Below are 23,214 nucleotides of genomic sequence, written 5' to 3'. Positions count from 1 at the left end.
CGTCTCCTTCCCTTCACAGGCTCTTCGTAGCCGTGACTACTGGCTTATCCTTTTACCGCTCCCGCCAGACCTTCCATATAGTAGCGCTGTGTAAACAGGAACAATATAATGATCGGCAGTACCGAAATCATTGTGCCTGCAGCAATCCAGCCGAAGTTATAGGCAAATTGACCGTTGAGATACGTGAGCGCAGCTGCCAGCGGATATAGCTCCGTATCGTTCAAAATAACGATAGGCCACAGAAAGCTGTTCCAGAACGACATCGCCTCCAATAGAGAGATTACAGCCAGCGCTGGCTTGACCAGCGGAAGCACCAACTGCCACCAAATTCGGAACTCCGAAGCGCCGTCCATTTTACCGGAATCACGCACATCGGTAGGAATATGGATAAACGTCTGTCGCATTAGAAAAATGTTGAAAACGGAGACTGCCCCAGGCAACACCACACCTAAATAGGTATTGCCTAGATGAAGCCCTTGAATGGTCAGATAATGCACAATAAATGCGGTGTAGGAAGGAATAATCATCGTGGCAATCAGCAACGTAAACACCAGATTTTTACCCTTAAAACGAAACACAGCCAAGGGATATCCTGTCAGACTGGCGAGCACCACATTGAGCACAACGCCCAACACCGTAATGATGACCGTATTCAGCATATACTTTGGAAAATTCATGAACTGCCACACCTGAACGTAGTTGTCGAAATCAATAAAGGTCGGAAAAATAGCGGGTGGCGTTGAAAAAATGTTGCGGCCTGGCATGAGGGATACGCTGAGCAGCCATAGGAACGGTCCCATTAAAAAGAGGGCGAGTAGCACTAGAAGCACGTAGATGACCGTCATTCTCAGTATTCGAGCAAGACTGCGCATGATGCGGCTGCTTTCCTTTTTAGGAAGAGATGAGCGTAGCATTTTGTCATCCTTTAGATTCATCAATAGGGATTGACACCGCCTTTCCTATTGAATCGGAATACGATAATACTAAGTACGGCAATCATTGCACCGACAATTAAGCCAAGCGCGGAAGCATATCCAAAATTAAACTGCTCCATGCCCTTTTGAAAAATATACAAGCTGGATGTCAACGTGGCCGTTCCCGGTCCACCCTTGGTTAGTACATATACTTCATCAAATACGCGAATAGCTGACATGAGCGATATAAGGGTACAGAACAGAACGTAGGGTCTCAGCAGTGGAAGAGTAATATGGACAATCAGACGCCATCGGCTTGCTCCGTCGACTCTAGCGGCTTCGTACAGATCTTGGGGAATATTTTGTAATCCAGCCAGATAGAGCATCATATAATACCCGAGTCCCTTCCACATTGTGATGAACATTAGTACATACAAAGCCAAGTTGCTGTCCGATAACCAGTGTATGTCTTTGCTAATCAAGCCGACCTGCATGAGCAAGTAGTTCACTATGCTGTTTTTGCCCAACAGCCAGCTCCAAATTAAGGCTACCGCTACCATCGAAGTCACAACAGGGATGTAGTAGGTCGTACGAAATATTTTAATTCCCGGGATACGGCTATTCACAAGCACAGCCATCAGGATGGAGAAAATTTGAAGAAAGGGGACAATGAGCACGTACAACAATGAGTTCCAAATCGAAATAAGAAAGTTACGGTCCTTAAACGCCGCTTCAAAATTATCCAAGCCGACAAAATGGGTGTCTGATATGACAGAGTAGTCCGTCAATGCCAGTGGAATGCTGTAAATAATAGGCCAAAATACAAAGACGGCAAGCAATAACAGTCCCGGCGTCATAAAGGCCCAGGCCGTAAAGGACTCCGACCTCAACCATTTGATCATGCTGCATCACCACCTGATTTTGATAAATGAACAGGGGAGTATTCACTTACTCCCCTGTCAAACCTATTGCTTTAAAATATCGTTCACTTCCTGCTCCAAAGCAGTAAGCGTCTGCTTCGTATCCGCGCCGTTCAATACCATATTTTGTAAAGCTCGCGCGATGGCACTGTTCACATCTTTGGCATTAGGCACACCGACCATATAATCTGTCGCCTTATCCAAGCTTTGTGCGGATACTACCTTGGCTTGTGCTTCTAATGATTTGTCAGACTGAGTAAAATATGGATCTTTAATGGAGTCTTTCGTGGAAGGTAGTGTATTCGCCGCTTTAGAAAAAGCTGTTTGACTCTCTGCGTTTGTCAAGAAAACAGCAAATTTCACTGCTTCGTCCACATGTGCAGACTTAGCAGGTACGACCAGGTCCATGGAGTTGGAGAGCCGCACATCGGCTTTGCCGGTTGGGACAGGGACAGCAATTGTGTTCTTATAAACATCCGGCGCTGCCGTTTTGATAAAATTGATGAACGTCGGGCCTGCCAGCTCGAAAGCAACCTGCTCGCCGGCATAATATTTCACTTGTTGTGAGAATTCAGCGTCTTCCTTGAGTACAATGCCATCTTCCATCTGTTTTTTCAGATTATCAATCATAGTGACTGCTTCTGGTGTGTTGAACGCCGCTGCTGTCTTTTCTTTATTTAGGATAGGAATGCCGTCCACAGCGAAAAGCTTGGATACAAGCTGCTGAGCATAGCCTGCCTTGCCAATTTTTCTATTAATCTGACGGCCCCATTCAGACAATTCCTCCCGGGTTTTGGGCGGATGAGCAGGGTCCAATCCGGCAGCTTTGACCAGCTTTGTATTCATGTAAAGCACTTCTGTACCGGTATACCAGGGTAGCGCATAAGCTTTACCGTTAATAACTGTAGAATTATAAATACCCTCGAAATAAGCAGCCTTTTCCTCGGGCGACAAATGCTCATTCATATCAACAACAGCACCCTTGGAGCCCATTTGGCTAGCAAATTCTGTATTGAGATTGACTACATCTGGACTGCTGTTGCTAGCGATACTTGTCAACAGCTTGTTGGTTACTGCGTCATAAGGGTAATCCTTCCAGTCAATTTTGACATTGGGGTTCTTCTGCTCATAATCGGCAATCACCCGATTGAAATACGGGGTAAATGTAGGTTGTAGTGCAATGCTCCAAAATTGCAGTGTTACTTTCCCTCCGTCAACCTTTTCCGACTTTGATCCTCCACCACCGCAGCTGCTCAGCAGTACAACCAGCGCTAGCATAGATACAAGCAACCGTAACCTGCCTTTCGCTTTCTTTGTCACATGGTGACCCCCTTGTTCTTAGTTGATTAAGGCAAATTATAGCAGAAATGCCGCTAAAGAAGGAACGTTTTTTCAATAAAATAAATTTAGAAGGAATAATTTTTCTTTTATTGGATACAAAAAAGACGTCTCTTCAGCAGAGACGCCTTTTCCCTAAATCAACCCGCAAAGGGTTTAATCTATTAATAGTATGGGGCCATGAAAACGTACACCAGTACCCCGGTCAAGCTCACATATAGCCAAATCGGCATCGTCCAGCGTGCAATCTTACGATGTTTTGCTACCTGCATCGTCCATCCCCATACAACCGTGAACAGGGCCAGCGGTACAATAATCGCAGCCAGTATGCTATGCGAAATCAACAGTGTAAAGTAAATCGGCCGAAGGATACCCACCCCACCATATTTTGCAGTTTCCGGCGAAATGTAGTGAAAGGTCAGATAGGAAAATAAAAATAAAACGGTACTGGCGAAGGCCAGCAAAACAAAGGTTTTATGAAGCTTAATGTTCTTTTTGAAAATAGCAACCAGTGCAGCCACCAGAAAAATAAATGTGAAGCTGTTAAAAATCGCATTCAGCCTTGGGAAAATAGTGAGATCAAAACTCACACTACCCTGGTATCCGATCGGCGAAAAGAACAGCAGCAAAATAATCACGTTGGCTATTATGGAAACGGTGATAATCAAGGCTGTAAAATTACGATTGCTCGTTGGAACGTACTGCTTGTCCTCACTCGCTTTATTCATCATGAGCGTCTCCTTCGTTAAATTCAGGTTTTCATTACTGTTGTAGTCATAATCATAATATATTATATAGAACTCATGGACAGCCTGTGAAGTGACAACAGTATGAACAATTTCATAGCCATCTGTCAGAAAATATGTTTCAACATTTGAGAATAGCCCTTTACTTCCCTATATCAACGGTAGAATGCATTGATTTTACAAGCTTTATGCACACAAAAAACACCGGGAAGGTCTGATTACCCGCTCCGGTGTTGTATCGGTTATGCAATTAAGCAGCCTTGATGGTCCATATTCATTGCTGCCATACGTCACTGTATTCCTGATGGCGCTTGAACAGAGCAAGCGCGTACGAGCAAGCAGGAATAACCTTTTTATGCTCATTCCTTGCCATATCAACCACTCGGTCGATAAGCTCCTTGCCGATTTTTTGACCCCGTAACTGCTCGGATACAAATGTATGGTCAATGACCAACGAGTGGTCATCTATGGATTTATAGCCTACTTCTGCAACTACCTGCCCATCATCCACCATGACTACTGCATGGTCCTCCTCGCGAATTTGTCTCATGAAACCAATCTCCTTTCTGACTGAAGAACATCCCGTTACAACTCCATGCTAACGAATTACGAATACTGCAATCACTTCATGCCGGCGCAAGATATCCTTATCATTCCCCTATTTAGGAATCAGCGAAACATCACATACATAAAATAAGATCTATCGTCGACACTATATTTATTCCAATGAAGGCAAGGGAGGTGCTGCGTTGCGTACGGAATTAAAACCTGTCATCCCGTTTGAACCGGAACTGAGCGAAAAAGTACCTGTAGATGCAACAGGCCTTTGGCGTTACGAAATAAAATGGGACGGTACGAGAATTTTGACGTATCACGACCAGGGCGGTACGCGTCTGTTCAACCGCAAACAGCACGAACGAACGCTTTTATACCCGGAGCTTGCTCTCTTCCCCTCCTACTGTAAGGCTGATTCGGTCATATTGGACGGGGAAATGATCGCACTCGGTGCCGACGGTAAGCCATCGTTCCATGAAATTATGCGAAGGGATCTGATTCGTCGAACGGATCGAATTCAGTCAGCCTATGAAGCTGTACCCGCTACTTACATGTTGTTTGATATTGTTTATCTGAACGGGGAGTGGGTTCATCTTAAACCGTTACAGGAAAGGCTTGAACTGCTGCATCAGATCATCATACCGAATGAACGGATTCAACTGGCTCCCGCTCATCCTGATGGACAAGCTCTATTTCAGGTCATGTGCAACCAAGGAATGGAAGGCATTGTGTGTAAAAAGTTGGATAGTCCGTACACATTGGGTGGAAAAGACGGACGATGGGTCAAAGTCAAAAATTATGGCGATATCATTGCCGTTATCGGTGGCTATACCCTAAATGGAGGCCTTATCAACGCTGTGTTGCTGGGCCAATATGATAAACAAGGAATGCTGCGCTATATCGGGCATGTGGGTACGGGTAAGCTGACTCGGGAAGATTGGCGTCAGCTTACCGAGCGCCTACTGCCACATACCATATCGGAGCGACCTTTTAGCAATAAACCGGATCGGCATCAAGACGCATTTTGGGTGCAACCCATGTACACCGCCAAGGTTCAATATAGTGAGTGGCGATGGCAAGAAGGACGTACCCTGCGCCAGCCCTCCATACAAGCCTTTGTGAATCAGGGCCTCGATCAGTGTATCGGCCCCTGGATATGACGTTTTACAGATATATTTTTAAAAAATGCGGAATAAAGTTTGTATAAATCATTGCAACCAGTGGTTAATTAAATTACAGTTAACTAATTAACTACATCGAGGTGGATCGCATGTTCTTTTTTTTGGACTCCGAAATTCGTCAACTGGCCTATAATCTCTTTCCAGGTGGCAATAAACCGATTGGTGTTTTGGTGGATTTATTTTCCATAACGTATGAAATACGAAAAAATATGGAAAAACGTTCACGTGAATTTGGTCTCTCCTACGGGCAATATATCGCGCTTTGTGTACTTTCAGCGCAAAGAGATGAAATGTCATCTCCTTCTGCTTTGGCTGATAAGATGGGTGTAAGCCGGGCAGCAATCAGTTCTATGGTTATTTCTCTCGAACAAGAGGGGTTCATTAATAAATATGACGATCCCAATGACAAGCGGGGAGTGTTTGTGTCCCTGAACGATAAAGGAAAAAGTAAAATTCAACAGATGGATCCCTTTTTCGTAGGGCTGGCTTCACGTCTGATGTCAGACTTTAGTGAGTCGGAAATCTGTCAGTTCCAAACCTATTTGTCACGCGTACGTTCTGCGTTTGAAGATGTTAAAGGTTCGCGTCTAACCGACTCCAGAGAGGAGAGAGAAAAATGGTGCGAAGACTGAGACAAAAACTGTTCGTCAAACTTGCTCGCATATCGGCTGGCAGAATGGTAGCTGCGTCCGATTTCAAACCTTCGCATTCTCCCAAAGTACATCGGAAAGAAAGGATCATCCCCACCTCTATTGGTGACTCCAGGGTGATTGTATATGAACCTTCTCACCGGTCTGCTGATCCACTCCCTGTATTCGTTAATTTCCATGGCAGCGGTTTTGTAATGGGTAGCGCCGAGATGGATGATCCCTGGTGCCCGGTCATTGCTGAACGTGCGAATTGCGTCGTCGTTAATGTTGATTATCGCTTGGCCCCAGAACATAAATTCCCTATCCCGCTACAGGAAAGCTATGAGGTGACCCAATGGTTGTACAAGCATCCTGATGTGCTTAACGTAGATCCTCAACGCATTGCGGTCGGGGGACACAGTGCGGGTGGCAATCTAGCGGCAGCGCTGTGTCTTATGGCCCGGGATCGCAAGGAATTTCCGATTGTATATCAGGTACTGGATTACCCACCACTGGATATTGCTACAGATCCCAAATTGAAGCCCCAATTCGAGAAGGGGATTCCGCCACGAGTAGCAAAAATCTTTAATGAAAGTTATCTGAACTCACCAGATGAGGCGCGAAATCCGTTGGTTTCCCCCATTTTTGCAGAATCACTACATAATCTCCCTCCTGCTCTGATCATAACCGCGGAGTTGGACTCCTTGGCTGACGAAGCCGAGTTGTATGCCAAACGGCTGATTGAAGCAGATGTCCCCGTGAAGTATAAAAAATACATGGGTGCCGCACATGCCTTTACTCATAGCGGCGATCTCGCTGTAGCTGAAAACGCCTGGCACCTGATGAGCGATCAGTTGAAATTGGCATTTGAATTCCGCATCCGAGATGTCCTGGCAGAACTGAAGAAATAAAAATAAGCCTCCTGCTTCCACTGCCATTATGCAGTCGGGCTCAGGAGGCTTATTATTTATCATTACAAGCTATTAAAAGCGTCAGTCAATACAGGCACAATTTGCGATTTGCGCGATACAACGCCTTTTAGAACAGCCTTATTGTCGTCCAACTGAACATTATAGGCTTTCTCAACCGCTTGTGCTTGGCTTCCCAGGGCAATACCAATGGAATCACTGTTCACGATGTCTGTTACAACGAACAGGAACAGATCGAGATTTTTGGCCTCAATGGTTTGAGATAATGCAGCTTCTAGGTCAGCTTGACGCGATAGCACATCGTTGACGTCTACTGCGTTCACTTGAGCAATTTCCACTTTGCGACCATTCATCTGAAATTCTTTGGCATCCAGACTTACTAACTGTTCAATGGTATGACCACTCAAATCAGCTCCCGCTTTAAGCAAGTCAAAACCGTAACGATCTGCATCTACACCAGCAATTTCAGCCAGTTCACGAGCAGCAGCTACGTCTTGATCCGTGCAAGTTGGGGATTTAAACAACAGGGAATCGGAAATAATCGCGGACAACATTAGACCTGCGATTTCTTTCGGAATCGCTATACCATTTTCCTTGTAGAGCTTGTTCAAAATGGTGGCTGTGCAACCCACTGGCTCAGCTCGGAAGTATAACGGCTGGCTTGTTTCAAAGTTAGCGATCCGGTGATGGTCGATGACTTCAGTTACACGTACCTTGTCAATATCAGCGGCGCTTTGCTGGCGTTCATTATGATCGACCAGAATGACGTTGTCCGTTTCAGCAGCAACCTGCTCAACCAGACGTGGCGCGCTCACTTTGAAATAATCCAGTGCATACTGGGTTTCCCCGTTCACCTCGCCCAGACGAACCGGCTCTACGTCCGCGCCCAGTTTGGTTTTTAAGTCTGCATAAGCAATAGCTGAGCAAATGGTATCCGTATCCGGATTTTTATGCCCGAAAATCAACGTTTTTGCCAACATAATCGACTCCTTTGCCTTAGGCATTTTACATGATTGTGAAACCTCAACAATTCCAATGCAGATTATATCATTAAATCTCGCATTCTCCCATTCCCCTTTGATTGTTTTCAAAAATAATCTAGTAAATTCATAACATTTCCATGGAATCTACATGTAATGTTACCCTTATTTTTTCTAAAAATATAAAAAACATATAGTAATATATCCCACCAATATGGTAAGATATGCCTCAAAACTGGCAAGTTAGTCACCAGTGGTCAATTCTATTATTTTAGATATTAAGGGAGGCGTGAGAACAACGGCAGTGGCTTCAAATCCTAGTATGTAGACATATCATATTTTGATTGAAAAGAGGGAAATCTTTGAAAAAGCCGATCATTTTGAAAAAAATACCTGTCGTATCACTCGCTCTTGCCTTGACGGTAAGCTTGTCTCTGCCGTCTGCCAGTTCTGCTGCTACCGCAGATCTACAACTCAACTCATTTTTGGAAGCTCAGCAAGCATTGACTATTGAGGCGGCTCCGGCCTTCATTTCGCCAGAGCTAAGTACAGACTCTTCCCGCCAGGTCAGAGTCATCGTACAGCTTGATGGTGAGCCCTTAGCCGTAGACAAATATGCGGCACGTTCAGGCGTCCAAGCTTTCACAGCTCAATCTGAGCAAAAAGCGGAATCCGCGATTGCCAACGAGCAAACTACGTTCGTGGACCAAGCCGCTGAGCATGGTATTTCTCTCCAGGTGAATTACCAGTACAACACAGTGCTTAACGGCTTGGAGGTCACATTGCCAGCCAATAAGATTCCAGCACTGGCTAAACTGCCAGGCGTAAAATCCATTCATGAAAACAAAACGTATTATTCCATCCCCGTACAGGACCCGCCAACACTTACAGCCAGTGAAGCCACTTATGATAACGCACCGCTGGACCAGATTGGTGTTCCTGAAGCCTGGGCCAAAGGATTGAATGGCGAGGGAATCAAGGTCGGGGTTATTGATACCGGTATCGATTATGAGCATCCGGACTTGAAAGAAGCCTATAAAGGCGGATATGACTCTTTTGAACAGGACAACGATCCTTACGAGGAACCGTTCCTTGAAAAAGAGAATGACCCATACGGCACAGGTTTTAGCGGAACGACACATGGTACTCACGTCTCTGGCACGATTGCCGGTAAAGCCGCAAATAAATCCTCAGATATTGTACAAAAGGGTATTGCCTATAAATCGGACTTATACGTGTATAAAGTGCTTGGACGCAATACCAAGACGGGTCGTTCCTCCGGTTCCTCCGCACAGGTCATTGATGGCATTGAACGCGCTGTCAAAGATGGTATGAACGTCATTAACCTGTCGCTGGGCTCGGATTCCGAAAAGGACCCGAACTCCCCGGATTCCATTGCTATTAATAATGCTGTACTTTCCGGCGTAGTCGCGGTCATAGCGAATGGTAATGCGGCACAGGAAGGCCCCTATTTTTATTCCATGGGTTCTCCCGCAACATCACAGCTGGCGATTTCCGTCGGTGCAGCTACTTCGCCGAGCAAAAGCTTCTCAGGTACAGCTTCGGTCACCCGTGACACCTATTGGGAGGCTAACGGTGAATTGAAAAAGACCGTAACTAATGATGCTTATGCACATTATGATTTTAATTTGATGGGCTGGGAGACAGGCAGAGAAGACTTTGCCTCCATTTTGGGAACTGCCCCTTATGAGCTCGTATATGCGAATCTGGGACAACCTGATGATTTTGAAGGGAAAGACGTAGCAGGAAAAATCGTCCTCGTTTCACGCGGCAACTTGGCATTCGTGGATAAAATCACAAATGCGAAAAAAAACGGTGCGAAGGCTGTTATCGTTTTTAATGGGAATACGAAAGCGAGCGACATCACCAAAGCTGATTTAGGGGAAAGTATTTCAGGTCGCGATGACTACGTTAATTCCAATTTGGGTGACAGCTTTGACTTTATTCCAACCTTTGACATGAAAGGTAAGGAAGGCCGTGCACTGGCTAAACAAATCGTAGACAACGCTGGAGAAAAGTTCTCCGTTTCCTTTGGAGCAGACTATATTCGCACAGATAATGCTGGTAATACCATGGCCGATTTCAGCTCCCGCGGACCGAACGGAGATGAACTGCTCAGTATCAAACCGGACGTGAGCGCACCAGGTGTTGGCATTTTATCAACCTACCCTGCTTTCGCCAAGTTCTATCCAGATGCATCTTATGAGCAGGCTTACAAACGTAGCAACGGTACAAGTATGGCGTCTCCACATGTGGCTGGACTTGCTGTGCTGCTGAAGCAGCAGCATCCGAACTGGACACCGTTTGATATCCGCGCTGCGCTCGCCAACACTTCGATTACACTCTTTGATGAGGATAAAATCCAATATGATGTGTATTCCCAAGGTGCAGGCCTTGTAAACATCGCTAATGCGATTCAGACGCCAGCCCTGCTGGAAACCGTCGAAAAGATTACGATTCTCGACAAAAACTTTAATCGGCAGGAGGTTGTGAATTATAATCCTTCCGCCAGCTTCGGGGTGTTACGACCTGGTAGTGATGCGAAGCAGATTCAGCTTCAACTCAAAAACTTGTCGGCTAACACTGTGCAATATGAAGCCAGCACCGTTTTACATGATAATGTAACCTCTGATCCAACTCAACCGATTGCTACACCTGACGTGAGCAACATTGCCGTTCAGTTGCAAGGTGTGGGCGCGAATGGAGCAATCTCGGCAGAACCGGGTAAATCGCAACCGTTCTTCCTGTCTGTACAACCAAATTCGGGTGCAGCCACAGGAGTATATGAAGGGGAAGTTATTCTGAAAAGCGCCGGACTGCCAACACTTCATCTGCCGTTCGTCGTTCATGTGGGCAAAGAAAATCCTACAACTGGCTTCGGCTTGCAGGACTTGAGTGTCACCAACCCGATTATTTATCCGAGTCGTACAGGTGCTCAACGTTCAACAGATTTGGCATTCCGCCTGACCACAGATAAAACCAACCAGATCGCGCTTTATGTATACGGCGTAGATGATAAATTAATTGGTCTTATTGACGGCATTACGACTTCCAAAGAACAGGGAGCCAACGCTCGCCTCAAACAAGGCGCATATTCCTTCAAGGATATTGACGGAAGTTACGTCGAATTAGATGACAAGGGAAAACCTGTTCTGGATGCTAACGGTCAGCCCGTGATTCAGCATTTGAAGGACGGCGTATACAAGCTGGAAGTCAGCGCTCCGGAGTTGAATGCAAAAGGCGAAGTCGAGAGTACTACTAAAGGTCCTAAACTCTTCACCGCCACTAAAGCTATTCGCGTGGATAATAGCGCCGCATCTAGCGGTAGTGGTGGAGGCGGAGGTGGTGGAGGTGGCGGCAGAAGCAATACTACACCTTCTGCTACAACGAACACATCCACTCCTGTCCCTACATCTGCACCTTCACTTCAAAGCGTTGTGAAACAAGGACAGGCTGTTAAAACTATCACTACAGCCGTTGCATTGAATAATAATGTACAGTCGCTGACAGTAACCGATGCAGATTTGCAGGCTGCCGTGACAGCAGCAGGTTCCAGCCCGACAGCTATTGTACTGTCGGCTACTAGCCAAGCAGGCCAAACGACGAAGGCATCGCTCACTTCCACACAACTGGTAACGTTGGGCAAGGCTGCAGCAGGAAGCAGCTTGATTGTAAGCAATACAGGTTCTTCTCTGGCTTTGCCAGTATCCGCTCTGAAAAATGTTCCTGCTGGTGCAGGCATTGAAGTGGTAATCAGCAGCCAGACAGAGGCGAGCAGCACTTTTACAAGTAAGCTGAAAGGCTCCAATGTGATCGGCACCCCGGTAGGGTTTGAAGCTAATGTTGTCACTGGTGGCAAGAGTCAATCGCTCAAAGTTGCTCCAGGACAGTTTATTAGCAGATCCTTTACCGTACCTGGTCAAATTGATTCCAATACAGCCGGTGTACTCTACACGGCAAATGGAAATGTCTATCCCGTTCCATCCGTCTTCACCAAGCAGGCTGATGGATCTACCGTCGTCAAGGTAAGCCGTCCGGGCTTCTCGACGTATGCAGCGGCGACACGTCCCGTTAGCTTTGAAGATATTTCATCGTCGTATGCCCAATCGGAAATTCAATCACTGGCGAACAAGTTGCTGATTAACGGCACGACTGACACGACTTTCTCACCGAAGAAGAACGTGACGCGTGCAGAATTTGCAGCCCTGGTAACCCGAGCACTCGGCCTGACACCAGGTACTGCTGCACCATTCAGTGATATCCCGGCAGGTAGCTGGTACTCCGGCGATGTAGCAGCCGCTTATGAAGCTGGTTTGATTACGGGTCGCAGCAGCGACAAGTTTGATCCGAACGCTAATATCAGTCGTCAAGAAATTGCTGTCGTGCTGGGTAAAGCTGTAGATCTGCTTCAAATCAAAGCAGCAGTCGATGGCTCTGCACGCACACCGTACCATGATGCTTCATCCTTTGCAGGCTATGCCAAGGACAGTATTGAAAAAGTAAGTGCAGCAGGTATCATCAACGGAGAAGCGATCAAAGGCTCCTCCTACTTCCAGCCGAATGCACCTACAACCCGTGAGGCATCTGCCAAGGTGCTGCACGTGCTTTTACAAAAAGCTTCGCTGATTAACTAACAATAGAAAAGCCTCCCGAGCCGTGTTATAACCAAAGCTGCGGTTCGGGGGGCTATTTTTATGTTACGCCATAATCTTAAAAACTATACTGTTCCCGCTAAAGGTAGCGTTACTTTGAATACACTTCCCGTTCCCGGTGTGCTTTCAGCCGTAATGTTCCCGCCGTGTGCTTCCACGATAGACTGTGTAATGGCCAGACCAAGGCCCGCCCCGCCTGAGCTACGTGTACGCGATTCATCTCCACGATAAAAACGCTCAAATATCCGCTCCAGCTGTTCTTTACTCATGCCTGGTCCGTTATCACGAATTTGGATATCCACCAACTTCTTACCCGCAGACAGGTTTACCTGGATCACACCTCTTTCCATATCAGTATGCTGAACAGCATTATGAAACAGGTTGAGCACTACCTGCTTGATTTTATCCCCCTCTGCCAACACCCGTATACCTGCCGTCATATCAAAAACTACCTTACGTGTACCTGCCAGCATAAGGAGCTGCGGTTTCATTTCCAACAGCAACGCATCTAGTGGTATGTCCTCCAGTTTCAACTCCGGTGTTCGGTCCAGCTTAGCCAACAATAGTAAATCAGAGACCAGTTTATTCATCCGCTTGGATTCACCGTACATACTTTCTAGTGCCGATTGAAGCTGCTTCGGATTAGATGCTGCTCCACGAAGCAGCACTTCCAAGAAACCGTGAATAGATGTGAGCGGGGTGCGCAGTTCATGGGAAGCATCCGCAATAAATCGTCTCATCTGCATCTGCAATTCCCGTTCGGCAGCAAACGAATGCTCCAACCGTTCCAGCATCCCGTTAAATGAAACTGCCAAACGATCCACCTCATACTGCCCCTGCTCTGCGTCAAAGCGCTCGGCCAGATTGCCCGCATCAATACGTTTGACTGCCTCGACCATCCTGGAAAGGGGCACCAATGTACGTCGCAGCACAGGAAGCATAAGCGCCAACCCAATCGCAAGCGCAATCAGTGACAATAAAATAAAGGTGCGGAGCTGGTTAATCAACTGCTCTTGCATAGAATTCGTGGATACGCCCATTTGAAGTAAACCGGACGAACGGTCAGGTGGACCGAGCGGGCGGAATACAACCAGTTGCTCTTTCCCCTGAGCATCCGTGATTAATTGATAGCCGTGACGCATACGTTTGCTCTGCTGCATCGCATGATATTGCTCAGTGGCGAGACGTGGCGGCTTAAGCCCGTTTTCGTTGGACAAGCTCTGGAAGGTGCCATCTATATCTATAGAAGCGAGCGACATATCTGGCCAGAACAAAAACGGCCCCGGTCGATTATTCCTCCGATTGGTTTGTTCTCGGGGAGCGGTTACCCCACTCTGCTCCTGTGAATCCTTTATCAATAAATCGGCAGGAATTGAATTCAGCTGCGTATCCATAGCTTCTGCCCGACTACGATACAGAAAATCTTTCATCAGAAAATATTGTAGAAAACCAATTAATACGAGCAGTAAAGCCAAAATAAGTAACGTTCTGGCTAAAAGCTGGGACCGGAGGGAACGGAGCGCATATTTTCTCCGACTTTTCCCGCCCGCCTTCATAGCAGATCCACCCGGTATCCCACACCGCGCAGCGTACGAATGACCCGGTGCTCCTTGTCTTTGAGTTTTTCACGTAAGGAGCGGATGTACACTTCAACAATATTATCCTCGCCCCCAAAATCGTACCCCCATACCCGGTCCAGTATACGACTTTTACTCAGCACAATCCCGTGGTTTAGCACCAGAAACTTCAATAGTTCATATTCGGTAGGCGACAGCTCCAGCACCTGACTCTGATAACGAATTTCCTTCCGTCGATCATCCACTTGAAAGGGTCCGTGAACCACTTCGCCCAGCAGATCGGGGAACTGATTGCGCAAGCGCGCTTCAATGCGAGCCAGCAACTCATTAAAACTGAAGGGCTTCACGACATAATCATCCGCGCCGATTTTCAAACCCTTTACCCGATCGTCTACATCATCCTTGGCGGTCAGCATAATAACCGCGATGTTATCCTCCGTCTCCTTGAGACTTTGGCACACCTCAAAACCGTTCATTTCCGGCATCATCACATCCAGCACCGCTACATGCGGACGAAACTCTCTTGCCAAATCGAGCGCTTCACTCCCGTTCTCGGCGGTTCTGACTTCGTATCCTTCATTAATCAGTCCAAGCTCTAAAAATTGCAAAATATGAGGCTCATCATCTGCCAGCATAATTTTAACTCCGTGTATTGGATTCATTATTTAATCTTCCCTTTCATGTTGCCGCATTTTTCTCATAAAAAAGTCGGTTCATTTTTTACCTGTATCTAATATACCTGAATCCTGTCGCAAAAAAAGCACCTCTGCTCAGCTTTCAGCTAACGTTCAGGGAGCGCTCAGAACCCATTAAGGTACGTATGACATGATAATAGCAAGCCGGTAGTTCACCGGGCCAAGATCAGAAGCGACTGGTCATTCCGCAGTCCTGAAGATAGCGGCTAGAACAACGGAATAAATACAAAGAATTTTCACAGGGAGTGGAATGAACATGATTAAGAAATGGTTTAAGACCAGGGCGGACATCCCCCTGATCATCATTATGCTGATATCCGCATTTTTGAACGGATACAACATCTGGCAAGACAAATATGTAAACACCTACTATACGACGGCCGTAGCAAGCATGCTACAGAGCTTTCACAACTTCTTTTTCGCCTCACTTGATTCTGCCGGATCGGTAACGGTAGACAAACCGCCTGTGGTGTTCTGGATTCAGACACTGAGCGCCTATATATTTGGGCTTCACGGATGGAGCGTTATCTTGCCACAGGCGCTAGCTCAGGTCGGATCGGTCTTGCTCGTTTACTTACTCGTCAAACCGAGCTTCGGTACGATGGCCGCACGATTGGCCGCCTTCGCCATGGCAACGACACCGATAGCCGTAGCGGTTAGCCGCACGAATAACATCGACGCTATGTTGGTCTTCACACTGTTGCTCGCAACATGGCTATTGTTCAGAGGCATTAGAAATAGCAAAACCGGGCTGATCCTTGCTGCTTTCGCAGTCGTAGGCATCGCCTTTAACGAAAAAATGTTGCAAGCCTATATGATCGTTCCCGCACTGGGTTTGTTCTATCTGCTGGCTTCCAAGTTTAACTGGAAGCGAAAAGCAGTAACACTGGCAGGATCAGCAGTTGTCCTCCTGATCGTATCGCTCTCCTGGGCAGTCGTAGTGGACTCCACTCCGGCAGATGAACGCCCTTATATGGGGAGTAGCGGTACCAATTCTGTGCTGAATTTGGCCTTTGGTTATAACGGCCTGTCCCGTCTGACAGGAGATCAGGGTACAGGTGACAATCGTGGCGGTGAACGCACAGATCGGGACAATATCGCTACAACGAATAGCAGCAATACGAACACAGATCAAGCTCAGACGACTACATCATCGGACAGCACTACCACTACGGATGACTCTGGTGCCAACAACATGGCAACAGGCGGATTCGGTGCAGGTGGTCAAATGCCACCGGGTGGATTTGGCGGCAACGGGCAAGGTGGTCCTGGAGATGGGCAAGGTGGCCAGGGTGGACCAGGCGGTGGACCGGGAGGAAATTCCGGTGGTGGCATGTTCGGCACTGGCGAAAAAGGACCTTTGCGGTTGTTCCAATCTTCCTTGTCAGGTCAAGCCAGCTGGCTGCTTCCATTCGCATTGATTGCTTCCATCGGTCTGCTTGCAAGCATTCGACGTCGTAATATCACACAAAAGCACAAAGAGGTCATCTTCTGGCTGGCCTGGTTGATTCCCGTAGCTGCATTTTTCAGCGTAGCAGGATTCTTTCATCATTATTACCTGATTATGCTCGCACCACCAATTGCAGCGCTCTTTGGAGCAGGATTCGTAGAATTGTGGAAGCAGTATCGTGAGCGTTCCAACTGGCTCTCCTGGCTGTTACCCGCCGCAGTATTGGCAACCTCGGTATTTAGCTGGTTTGTTTTGCAAAATTACAACGATACCATTCGCAGCGGCTGGTCCATCGCGGTATTGATCCTAGGGATCATCGGCACGGCGCTATTGGTAGTAGCACGAATGAAATCTGAGAAGTTCACAAGATTCGCCATCATTGCAAGTGTACTCGCTATGTTTATCGGCCCTGTGTACTGGGCATTGACACCGATCGTCTACGGGGGGAACAGCATGATTCCACAAGCCGGACCGACTCAATTTGGCGGCGGTGGTGGCGGAATGCCGGGCGGCAATGATCGCACTAGAGGTCAGAGCGCCAATGGAAAACAAGCCGAAGGAACTCAAACGAATAACCAGACGAATAATGTAGAGAATTCCAGTCCTGATGGAAATACTTCAAGCACACAAACAAGTACAGACACGGAACAAAAGTCTTCTACCCGCTCCAGAGGAATGGGGGGACCAAACGGTAGCCAAAGTTTAGATCAAAAAACGTTGAGCTATTTGCAAAAAAATAACACAGGTGAAACCTACCTTTTCGCAGCAAGTAATTATTCAACGGCTGCTCCTTACCTGGTCGAGGCCGGACAAAAAGTAATTATTATGAACGGTTTTGTATCTTCCGATCCAGTCTATACCGTCGATAAAATCACGGCGCTGGTCGAAAGCGGCCAAGTGAAGTACTTCATGATTTCTGGTGGAGGCGGCGGACCGGACGGCGGTAACTCTGAAGTCACTGCATGGATCAAAGAACACGGCAAAGTGATCCCTACAGATGAATGGAAAACAACAACAGGCGAAACAAGTACAGACGTTAAAGCAACCGAGAGCGGAAGCGACACCACAAACAGCAATGCAAACGCCCAGGATGGTCAAGGTGGCCCTGGCGGAGACGAACGTGGCGGAAGCGGTACTTTATACGAAATCACATTATAAATGAGGAGGAACTACGAATGAGTGAACCCATCCGTTATTCCATAGTTATTCCGATGTACAACGAGGAAGCCGTTATTACGGAAACCTACCGGAGGCTGAAACAAGTCATGGGCTCAATGGGTGAGCCCTACGAGCTGATCTTCGTAAATGATGGAAGTTTGGACCGCAGCGTCCAATTGATCAAGGAATTCAGTCTCAGAGATGACACCATTGTATTGATTGATTTCTCTCGCAATTTTGGTCATCAGCTAGCGATTACCGCCGGGATGGATTATGCGGTGGGAGAGGCGGTCGTCGTCATTGACGCCGACCTCCAGGACCCGCCGGAACTGATTGTTGAGATGGCTAACAAGTGGAAGGAAGGCTATGAAGTGGTCTACGCCAAACGGCTCAAACGCAATGGCGAAACTCGCTTCAAAAAATGGTCTGCCAGCCTCTTCTACCGTGTACTTAAAGCATCAACGGATATTAATATCCCAGTCGACACCGGGGACTTCCGCCTAATGGATCGCAAGGTCATAGAAGAATTGAAACGGCTGCCGGAAAATAACAGATTCGTTCGTGGACTGGTCAGCTGGATCGGGTTCAAACAAACTGCTGTAGAATATGAGCGTGACGAGCGACTCGCAGGCGAAACCAAGTATCCGTTGAAACGAATGATCAAGCTCAGTCTGGACGGGATCACATCCTTTTCGATTAAACCGCTTAAGCTGGCAGGGTATATCGGTGCACTTCTATCCATGTCCGGCTTCCTGTATCTGATGTACGTACTGTTTCTCAACTTTTTCACCGACTCCTATGTGATGAAGGGCTGGTCGTCTATGATTAGCATCAGCCTGATCTTCGACGGGGTGATCCTGATCATTCTCGGTATTATGGGTGAATATGTTGGACGGATTTATGACGAAACCAAAGCACGTCCGCTTTACATTGTCCGTGAGCATCTGGGTGGACAATACGAAAACGGTCCGACACATGCTATGAAAGCCCCTGAACCCCGTGAATCCCTGTACATGCAAGGAGCACGTGATAGCCTGATTTCGGCAGGACGCACAGTGCGCGGCAACAGTGCGGTATATACCGGACCCAAATCCGGTCATGGAGCCTAAACCATGAAAAGTCGCATGGCCCAGCTGCTTCCTATGATCCGATTTGGTATCGTAGGTCTGGTGAATACGGGTGTAGATTATATCATTTTTATGCTGCTGGCTTGGGTCGGAGTGCCGGTCATTGTGGCGCAGACCATTTCGTACAGCTGCGGCACAGCCAACAGTTATATTTTGAACAGCAAATGGACATTCAACAAACAACTATCAAACGACACTAATAAGCGTCAATTACCTAAATTTATCGTCATCAACCTGATCGTTTTGGGGATAACCTCCTTATTACTGCAAGTGCTTCACACTGGAACCGAGCTGCCACTTGCTTTAAGCAAGCTGATCGCGACCGCAGCCGGAATGATCATCAATTATATCGGGAGCCGATACTGGGTATTCGGTTCCCCATCACGAAAGGAAAGTGAGTTTCTATGAGAAAAATTACAAAAGCTGTTATTCCAGCCGCCGGATTAGGAACCCGTTTTCTACCAGCTACGAAAGCTTTACCGAAAGAGATGCTTCCAATCGTAGACAAGCCAGCTATTCAATATATCGTAGAAGAAGCCATCAAGTCCGGAATTGAGAGCATCATTATCGTAACGGGGCGTAATAAAAAAGCCATCGAGGATCATTTTGACAAGTCTGTGGAGTTGGAGCAGGTACTGGAGAGCAAAGGTAAATATGATCTCCTACGTGAAGTTCAAAGCATCGGGGGCAAAGCAGTCATTCACTATATCCGTCAAAAAGAACCCCTCGGCCTGGGACATGCGGTCAGCTGCGCTCGTCAGTTCATTGGCGATGAGCCCTTCGCCGTGTTGCTGGGCGATGATATTATGAATTCCTCCACCCCAGCGATTCGTCAAATGATGGATGTTTACGAAGCGACTGGAAAGCAAGTGGTCGGCGTGCGCACAGTGGAAGAACAGGATGTAAGTAAATACGGCATTATTGACTCCACTCACCAGAACGGTCTCATTCACGAAGTCGGTGGGCTTGTTGAAAAACCTTCTCCGGCAGAGGCTCCTTCGCGGCAGGCAGTCATTGGTCGGTATGTGTTGGAGCCTTCCATTTTCTCTATATTGGAAAACCTGTCCACTGGAGCGGGCGGTGAATACCAATTGACAGATGCCCTTCATCAAGTAGCATTGCAGAACCAACTGCTCGCATTAGAGCTGGAAGGCACACGTTATGATATTGGAGATAAAGCTGGATATCTGGAAGCCGTGCTCCACATGGGTATGCAACGCGAAGATTTGCGTCCGATGCTTGACTCCATGATGCGCGAGTGGGCACTTGCTTCAATGATAAAATAGGGGAATTTCCTCCCTCCGAAATCCGACGGGTGCTGTGAAATCACGAGAGTAGATGGATGAACATGTAAACTTGTACAATATAGGAGTACAGCAGCATTTGAATCTACACGGCCGCCCAGTCGAAACTAAGGAGGAAAAGGACCTATGATACCTGAGGGAAATCTGCAAAGTAATGTGGATCGTTTCAACGGTTTTGCCGACAACTACGATCAGCATCGCCCGGAAGCGCCGTCACTCGTCGTGGAAATCATCAGCCGCTATCTGGAGCGAAACGTAGAGCTAGTTGCCGATATTGGCTGCGGTACAGGACTTTCAACTTTCATATGGGAAAACGCCGCTCGGCAAATCGTCGGTATCGAGCCTAACCCGGACATGAGAGGAAAAGCACAGCACAAGCTGGAGACAGCAGGAACGACAATGGCAGGAATCATTTCCTTCAAAAGCGGGTTCTCCAACAACCTGCCCTTTGAGGACGGAACTGTAGACGTCATTACCTGCTCTCAATCCTTTCACTGGATGGACCCCGAGAGCACGCTTCAGGAAGCGGGCAGGGTCTTGGCTCAGGGCAGCGTGTTCGCAGCCTTTGACTGTGACTGGCCTCCGGTGCTGCAATGGCAGATAGAGCAAGCTTATACAGAGCTTATCACCAAAGCGGATACCCTTTTGGAACAGGAAGCCCCAGTAGAGCAACAAGCTCATAAATGGAGCAAGGATCAGCATTTAGCTAATCTGCACCGCAGCGGACAATTCCGATATACCCGGGAGATTGTCTTCCATAACCGTGAGCAGTGTGACGCAGCTCGCTATACAGGGCTCGCTCTCAGCCAAGGGGGTATTCAAAGTCTCTTCAAACTTGGCAATCGAGCGCTTGACGACGATATAGCCCGCTTCGTGAAGCTGGTAGAGAATCATTTTCAGGGCAGAACACTAGATATCCTGTTCAGCTATCGGATGCGGCTCGGCATCAAGTAGAAAGGAATCAAGGTCATCGTGGATGATACGCTCTTCGGCTTAAGGCAAAAAAGGCCCTCCCTCGCCTCGTAAAAACGAGTGCGTACAGGAGAGCCAGCCTTTTTTGCTTCAATAAATAGCCACAGTCATATCCCTGCAAACCTAATTCGCAGTTCCGCTGTGTGTTTCGACTTAGGAAGAGCGAACAGCCAATAAATGCGCTAACCGATCAGGATAGTCCGTGATGATGCCGTTCACCCCGGCCTCCAGCAGACGCTTCATTTCTTCTGGCTCATTCACCGTCCATGGGTGGTAGACGACGCCTAATGCCAAAGCCTCTGATACAGCTTCTGGTGTAACAACTTGTTTGTAGGCATGAAGTGCTGTAACCCCGAATTGGGTGGCATACTCCGATGGACGAACCATAATTTCGATATACAGCGCCCCCGTCTTGATCTCAGGAGCAAGCTGCGCACAGAGCGCCAGCGATTCGTGATTGAAGCTGGATATGATTACTCGCTGTTCCAACCCAAAACGCTTCACGGCAGCAATGACCTCTTCCTCCATTCCCGGATAGAGATAAATGCTATTTTTCAACTCTAAATTAATAATTGTATTCGAGGACTGGGCTAGTTCCAGTAGCTCATCCAGCATCGGGACCCGCTCACCTCGGAATTTCTCATCAAACCAACCGCCCGCATCCAGTTTATTTAATTCTTCCAGCGTAATATCCCTTACATCCATTGAGTAACCTGTCGTACGCTCCAGCGACTCATCGTGAATTAGCACCAGATGCCCATCTTGGGTGCGCTGCACAACCGTTTCTATACCTGTTGCTCCCAGTTCCAAGGCGTGGCGGAATGCCGCCATCGTATTCTCAGGACATACACCTGAAGCTCCGCGGTGTGCGAAATTAATCACCTTTTCGGTTACAGTCACAACATAACCCCTCCTGTCATTTCACAGGAACATTATACCTGCTCATTGTTTGGGCTGTATAAAGTATTCGTCACAGCTACCACTTCTTCTATGCCGTTTGAACAATTTTCCCGATCCAATCGGAATAAAACGTATTCCCGTTCCGTCGATCAAAATCAGCCGCCGCTGACTCTGCCAGTGGCCTAAAATACGCAATGATTTCTGCCAATGTGCGATCCTCTCTAGCCCATTCCAAGGAAGCCGGCAACCGGATCAACCGTTTTTCTCTCGAAGTATCCAACTTTTGCAGTAGACTCACCATCGTCGCGTAAAAATACATCTGCTCCAGCCCGCTCTCATAGTCCAGTGCCATATGTAGATGACGCTCTACCACTTCGATTCCTTGAATTGGATCGGCAATCGCCAAATATTCGATATGCTCCGCTATCGTTTTCAGGAAGTCGCGATCATCCCGAATTAGGCGGTAGCCTTTGCGATGATTGTCCTTTGCCTGATCAACCTCGCCTTGACGATAAAGCGGCAACAGCACCTGAGAAAGCGTCACATGCGGTACTTCTGCACATTTCATCCGTCCCGACAAAATCGGTTTTGCCACGGCAAGCGCCTGCTCATCTTCTCCTGTCAAGTAGTAGAAACGCACCATCTGGCTTTGCTCGCAGGCCTCACAATCACTCATACTGTCCCGCTCGACCAAGCGGAAGGTATCCAGATATCGCCGTGCTTCTTCCAGTTCACCCATGTCCATCGCGATGCGGAACTTATAATAGTAATATGGACGTTCATTATACCCGTATTCGGCATAGCGTCTGCGCATATCCTCCGCCAGATCTTCTATTTGAGTCTTCGATATATTGGAAAAGCTGCACACCTTACCGAGTATCCATTTGTAATTCCACAACAGCTCATCTGCGTCGTATTCCTCTGGATTTTGATCAAATTGGCCCAGCTGCCACGAAAAAGCAATCAGCGACTTCAATGGATATCCGTTAAAAATAGCGCAGTCTACAATCTCTCCCCGGATTTCATAAGCAAGTTCCTTCAACCCGGATGTGTCTGCCAAGCGGACAGCTTCTTCCAGAACCGCCAGCTTTGCTGCACCCCCGGGCAGATCCTGCGCCTGTTCCATCAATTCATATATCGTATCTTCCATTTGGCTCCCCCTATAA

The 23,214-nt window shown here is 47.5% G+C and carries 19 protein-coding genes; 9 read left to right on the top strand and 10 right to left on the bottom strand.

The features are described 5' to 3' along the window. Window positions 1–44 precede the first annotated feature (44 nt). The 5 genes from ACWGXJ_RS01630 to ACWGXJ_RS01610 form a co-directional block, all read right to left on the bottom strand. Window positions 45–935, bottom strand: a complete 891-nt coding sequence (locus ACWGXJ_RS01630) for a carbohydrate ABC transporter permease (protein ID WP_069290894.1) — start codon at window positions 933–935, stop codon at window positions 45–47. Next, complete coding sequence (locus tag ACWGXJ_RS01625) at window positions 935–1,816, bottom strand: carbohydrate ABC transporter permease (RefSeq protein WP_061830675.1); 882 nt, start codon at window positions 1,814–1,816, stop codon at window positions 935–937. The genes ACWGXJ_RS01630 and ACWGXJ_RS01625 overlap by 1 nt, the downstream gene beginning before the upstream one ends. 63 nt (window positions 1,817–1,879) lie before the next feature. Further along, window positions 1,880–3,154 carry an ABC transporter substrate-binding protein gene (locus ACWGXJ_RS01620; protein ID WP_452566019.1) on the bottom strand — a complete coding sequence of 425 codons (1,275 nt, stop codon included), beginning with the start codon at window positions 3,152–3,154 and terminating at the stop codon, window positions 1,880–1,882. Window positions 3,155–3,336: 182 nt separating this feature from the next. Next, window positions 3,337–3,903: a DUF420 domain-containing protein gene (locus ACWGXJ_RS01615; protein ID WP_013308403.1), complete on the bottom strand. Its 567-nt coding sequence runs from the start codon at window positions 3,901–3,903 to the stop codon at window positions 3,337–3,339. Between the two features lie 289 nt (window positions 3,904–4,192). Continuing rightward, complete coding sequence (locus ACWGXJ_RS01610) at window positions 4,193–4,468, bottom strand: GNAT family N-acetyltransferase (RefSeq protein WP_134903211.1); 276 nt, start codon at window positions 4,466–4,468, stop codon at window positions 4,193–4,195. Window positions 4,469–4,667: 199 nt separating this feature from the next. Here ACWGXJ_RS01610 and ACWGXJ_RS01605 point away from each other — a divergent pair, with 199 nt between their 5' ends. From ACWGXJ_RS01605 to ACWGXJ_RS01595, 3 genes are all read left to right on the top strand, one after another. Further along, window positions 4,668–5,633: an ATP-dependent DNA ligase gene (locus tag ACWGXJ_RS01605; protein WP_452566018.1), complete on the top strand. Its 966-nt coding sequence runs from the start codon at window positions 4,668–4,670 to the stop codon at window positions 5,631–5,633. Between the two features lie 110 nt (window positions 5,634–5,743). Continuing rightward, complete coding sequence (locus tag ACWGXJ_RS01600; protein ID WP_322174043.1) at window positions 5,744–6,286, top strand: MarR family winged helix-turn-helix transcriptional regulator; 543 nt, start codon at window positions 5,744–5,746, stop codon at window positions 6,284–6,286. Then, the gene (locus tag ACWGXJ_RS01595; protein WP_452566017.1) at window positions 6,271–7,194 is read left to right on the top strand and encodes an alpha/beta hydrolase; all 924 of its coding nucleotides are present in this window, start codon (window positions 6,271–6,273) and stop codon (window positions 7,192–7,194) included. Before ACWGXJ_RS01600 ends, ACWGXJ_RS01595 begins: the two co-directional genes overlap by 16 nt. A gap of 62 nt (window positions 7,195–7,256) precedes the next feature. Here ACWGXJ_RS01595 and ACWGXJ_RS01590 read toward each other — a convergent pair whose 3' ends face one another. Then, window positions 7,257–8,189 (bottom strand): manganese-dependent inorganic pyrophosphatase, encoded by a 933-nt coding sequence (locus tag ACWGXJ_RS01590; protein WP_061830773.1) that lies wholly within the window; start codon window positions 8,187–8,189, stop codon window positions 7,257–7,259. 365 nt (window positions 8,190–8,554) lie between these two features. Here ACWGXJ_RS01590 and ACWGXJ_RS01585 point away from each other — a divergent pair, with 365 nt between their 5' ends. Beyond that, window positions 8,555–12,847: a S8 family serine peptidase gene (locus ACWGXJ_RS01585; RefSeq protein WP_452566016.1), complete on the top strand. Its 4,293-nt coding sequence runs from the start codon at window positions 8,555–8,557 to the stop codon at window positions 12,845–12,847. Window positions 12,848–12,930: 83 nt separating this feature from the next. Here the strand turns inward: ACWGXJ_RS01585 and ACWGXJ_RS01580 are convergent, their stop codons facing one another. Both ACWGXJ_RS01580 and ACWGXJ_RS01575 read right to left on the bottom strand, forming a co-directional pair. After that, entirely contained in the window at window positions 12,931–14,421 is a 1,491-nt protein-coding gene (locus ACWGXJ_RS01580; RefSeq protein ID WP_452566015.1) for a sensor histidine kinase, read from the bottom strand. Continuing rightward, on the bottom strand, window positions 14,418–15,104 hold the full coding sequence (locus ACWGXJ_RS01575) for a response regulator transcription factor (protein WP_061830691.1): 687 nt from the start codon (window positions 15,102–15,104) through the stop codon (window positions 14,418–14,420). The genes ACWGXJ_RS01580 and ACWGXJ_RS01575 overlap by 4 nt, the downstream gene beginning before the upstream one ends. Before the next feature lie 289 nt (window positions 15,105–15,393). Between ACWGXJ_RS01575 and ACWGXJ_RS01570 the strand changes: the two genes are divergently transcribed. From ACWGXJ_RS01570 to ACWGXJ_RS01550, 5 genes are all read left to right on the top strand, one after another. After that, complete coding sequence (locus ACWGXJ_RS01570; protein WP_452566014.1) at window positions 15,394–17,745, top strand: glycosyltransferase family 39 protein; 2,352 nt, start codon at window positions 15,394–15,396, stop codon at window positions 17,743–17,745. Window positions 17,746–17,762: 17 nt separating this feature from the next. Then, window positions 17,763–18,854, top strand: a complete 1,092-nt coding sequence (locus tag ACWGXJ_RS01565; RefSeq protein WP_336078331.1) for a glycosyltransferase family 2 protein — start codon at window positions 17,763–17,765, stop codon at window positions 18,852–18,854. A 3-nt stretch (window positions 18,855–18,857) separates the two neighbouring features. Further along, window positions 18,858–19,280, top strand: a complete 423-nt coding sequence (locus ACWGXJ_RS01560; RefSeq protein WP_322161764.1) for a GtrA family protein — start codon at window positions 18,858–18,860, stop codon at window positions 19,278–19,280. Then, entirely contained in the window at window positions 19,277–20,158 is an 882-nt protein-coding gene (galU, locus tag ACWGXJ_RS01555) for a UTP--glucose-1-phosphate uridylyltransferase GalU (RefSeq protein WP_025723867.1), read from the top strand. The genes ACWGXJ_RS01560 and galU overlap by 4 nt, the downstream gene beginning before the upstream one ends. A gap of 144 nt (window positions 20,159–20,302) precedes the next feature. Next, window positions 20,303–21,130 (top strand): class I SAM-dependent methyltransferase, encoded by an 828-nt coding sequence (locus ACWGXJ_RS01550; protein WP_452566013.1) that lies wholly within the window; start codon window positions 20,303–20,305, stop codon window positions 21,128–21,130. 171 nt (window positions 21,131–21,301) lie between these two features. Here the strand turns inward: ACWGXJ_RS01550 and ACWGXJ_RS01545 are convergent, their stop codons facing one another. Further along, on the bottom strand, window positions 21,302–22,048 hold the full coding sequence (locus ACWGXJ_RS01545) for a glycerophosphodiester phosphodiesterase (protein WP_452566012.1): 747 nt from the start codon (window positions 22,046–22,048) through the stop codon (window positions 21,302–21,304). Between the two features lie 88 nt (window positions 22,049–22,136). Next, entirely contained in the window at window positions 22,137–23,198 is a 1,062-nt protein-coding gene (locus ACWGXJ_RS01540; RefSeq protein WP_452566011.1) for a hypothetical protein, read from the bottom strand. Between the last annotated feature and the right edge of the window lie 16 nt (window positions 23,199–23,214).

The organism is Paenibacillus sp. S33, from assembly GCF_053615415.1.
Note: the sequence above shows the minus strand (reverse complement) of the source record. Positions and strands in the feature narration are given on the sequence as shown.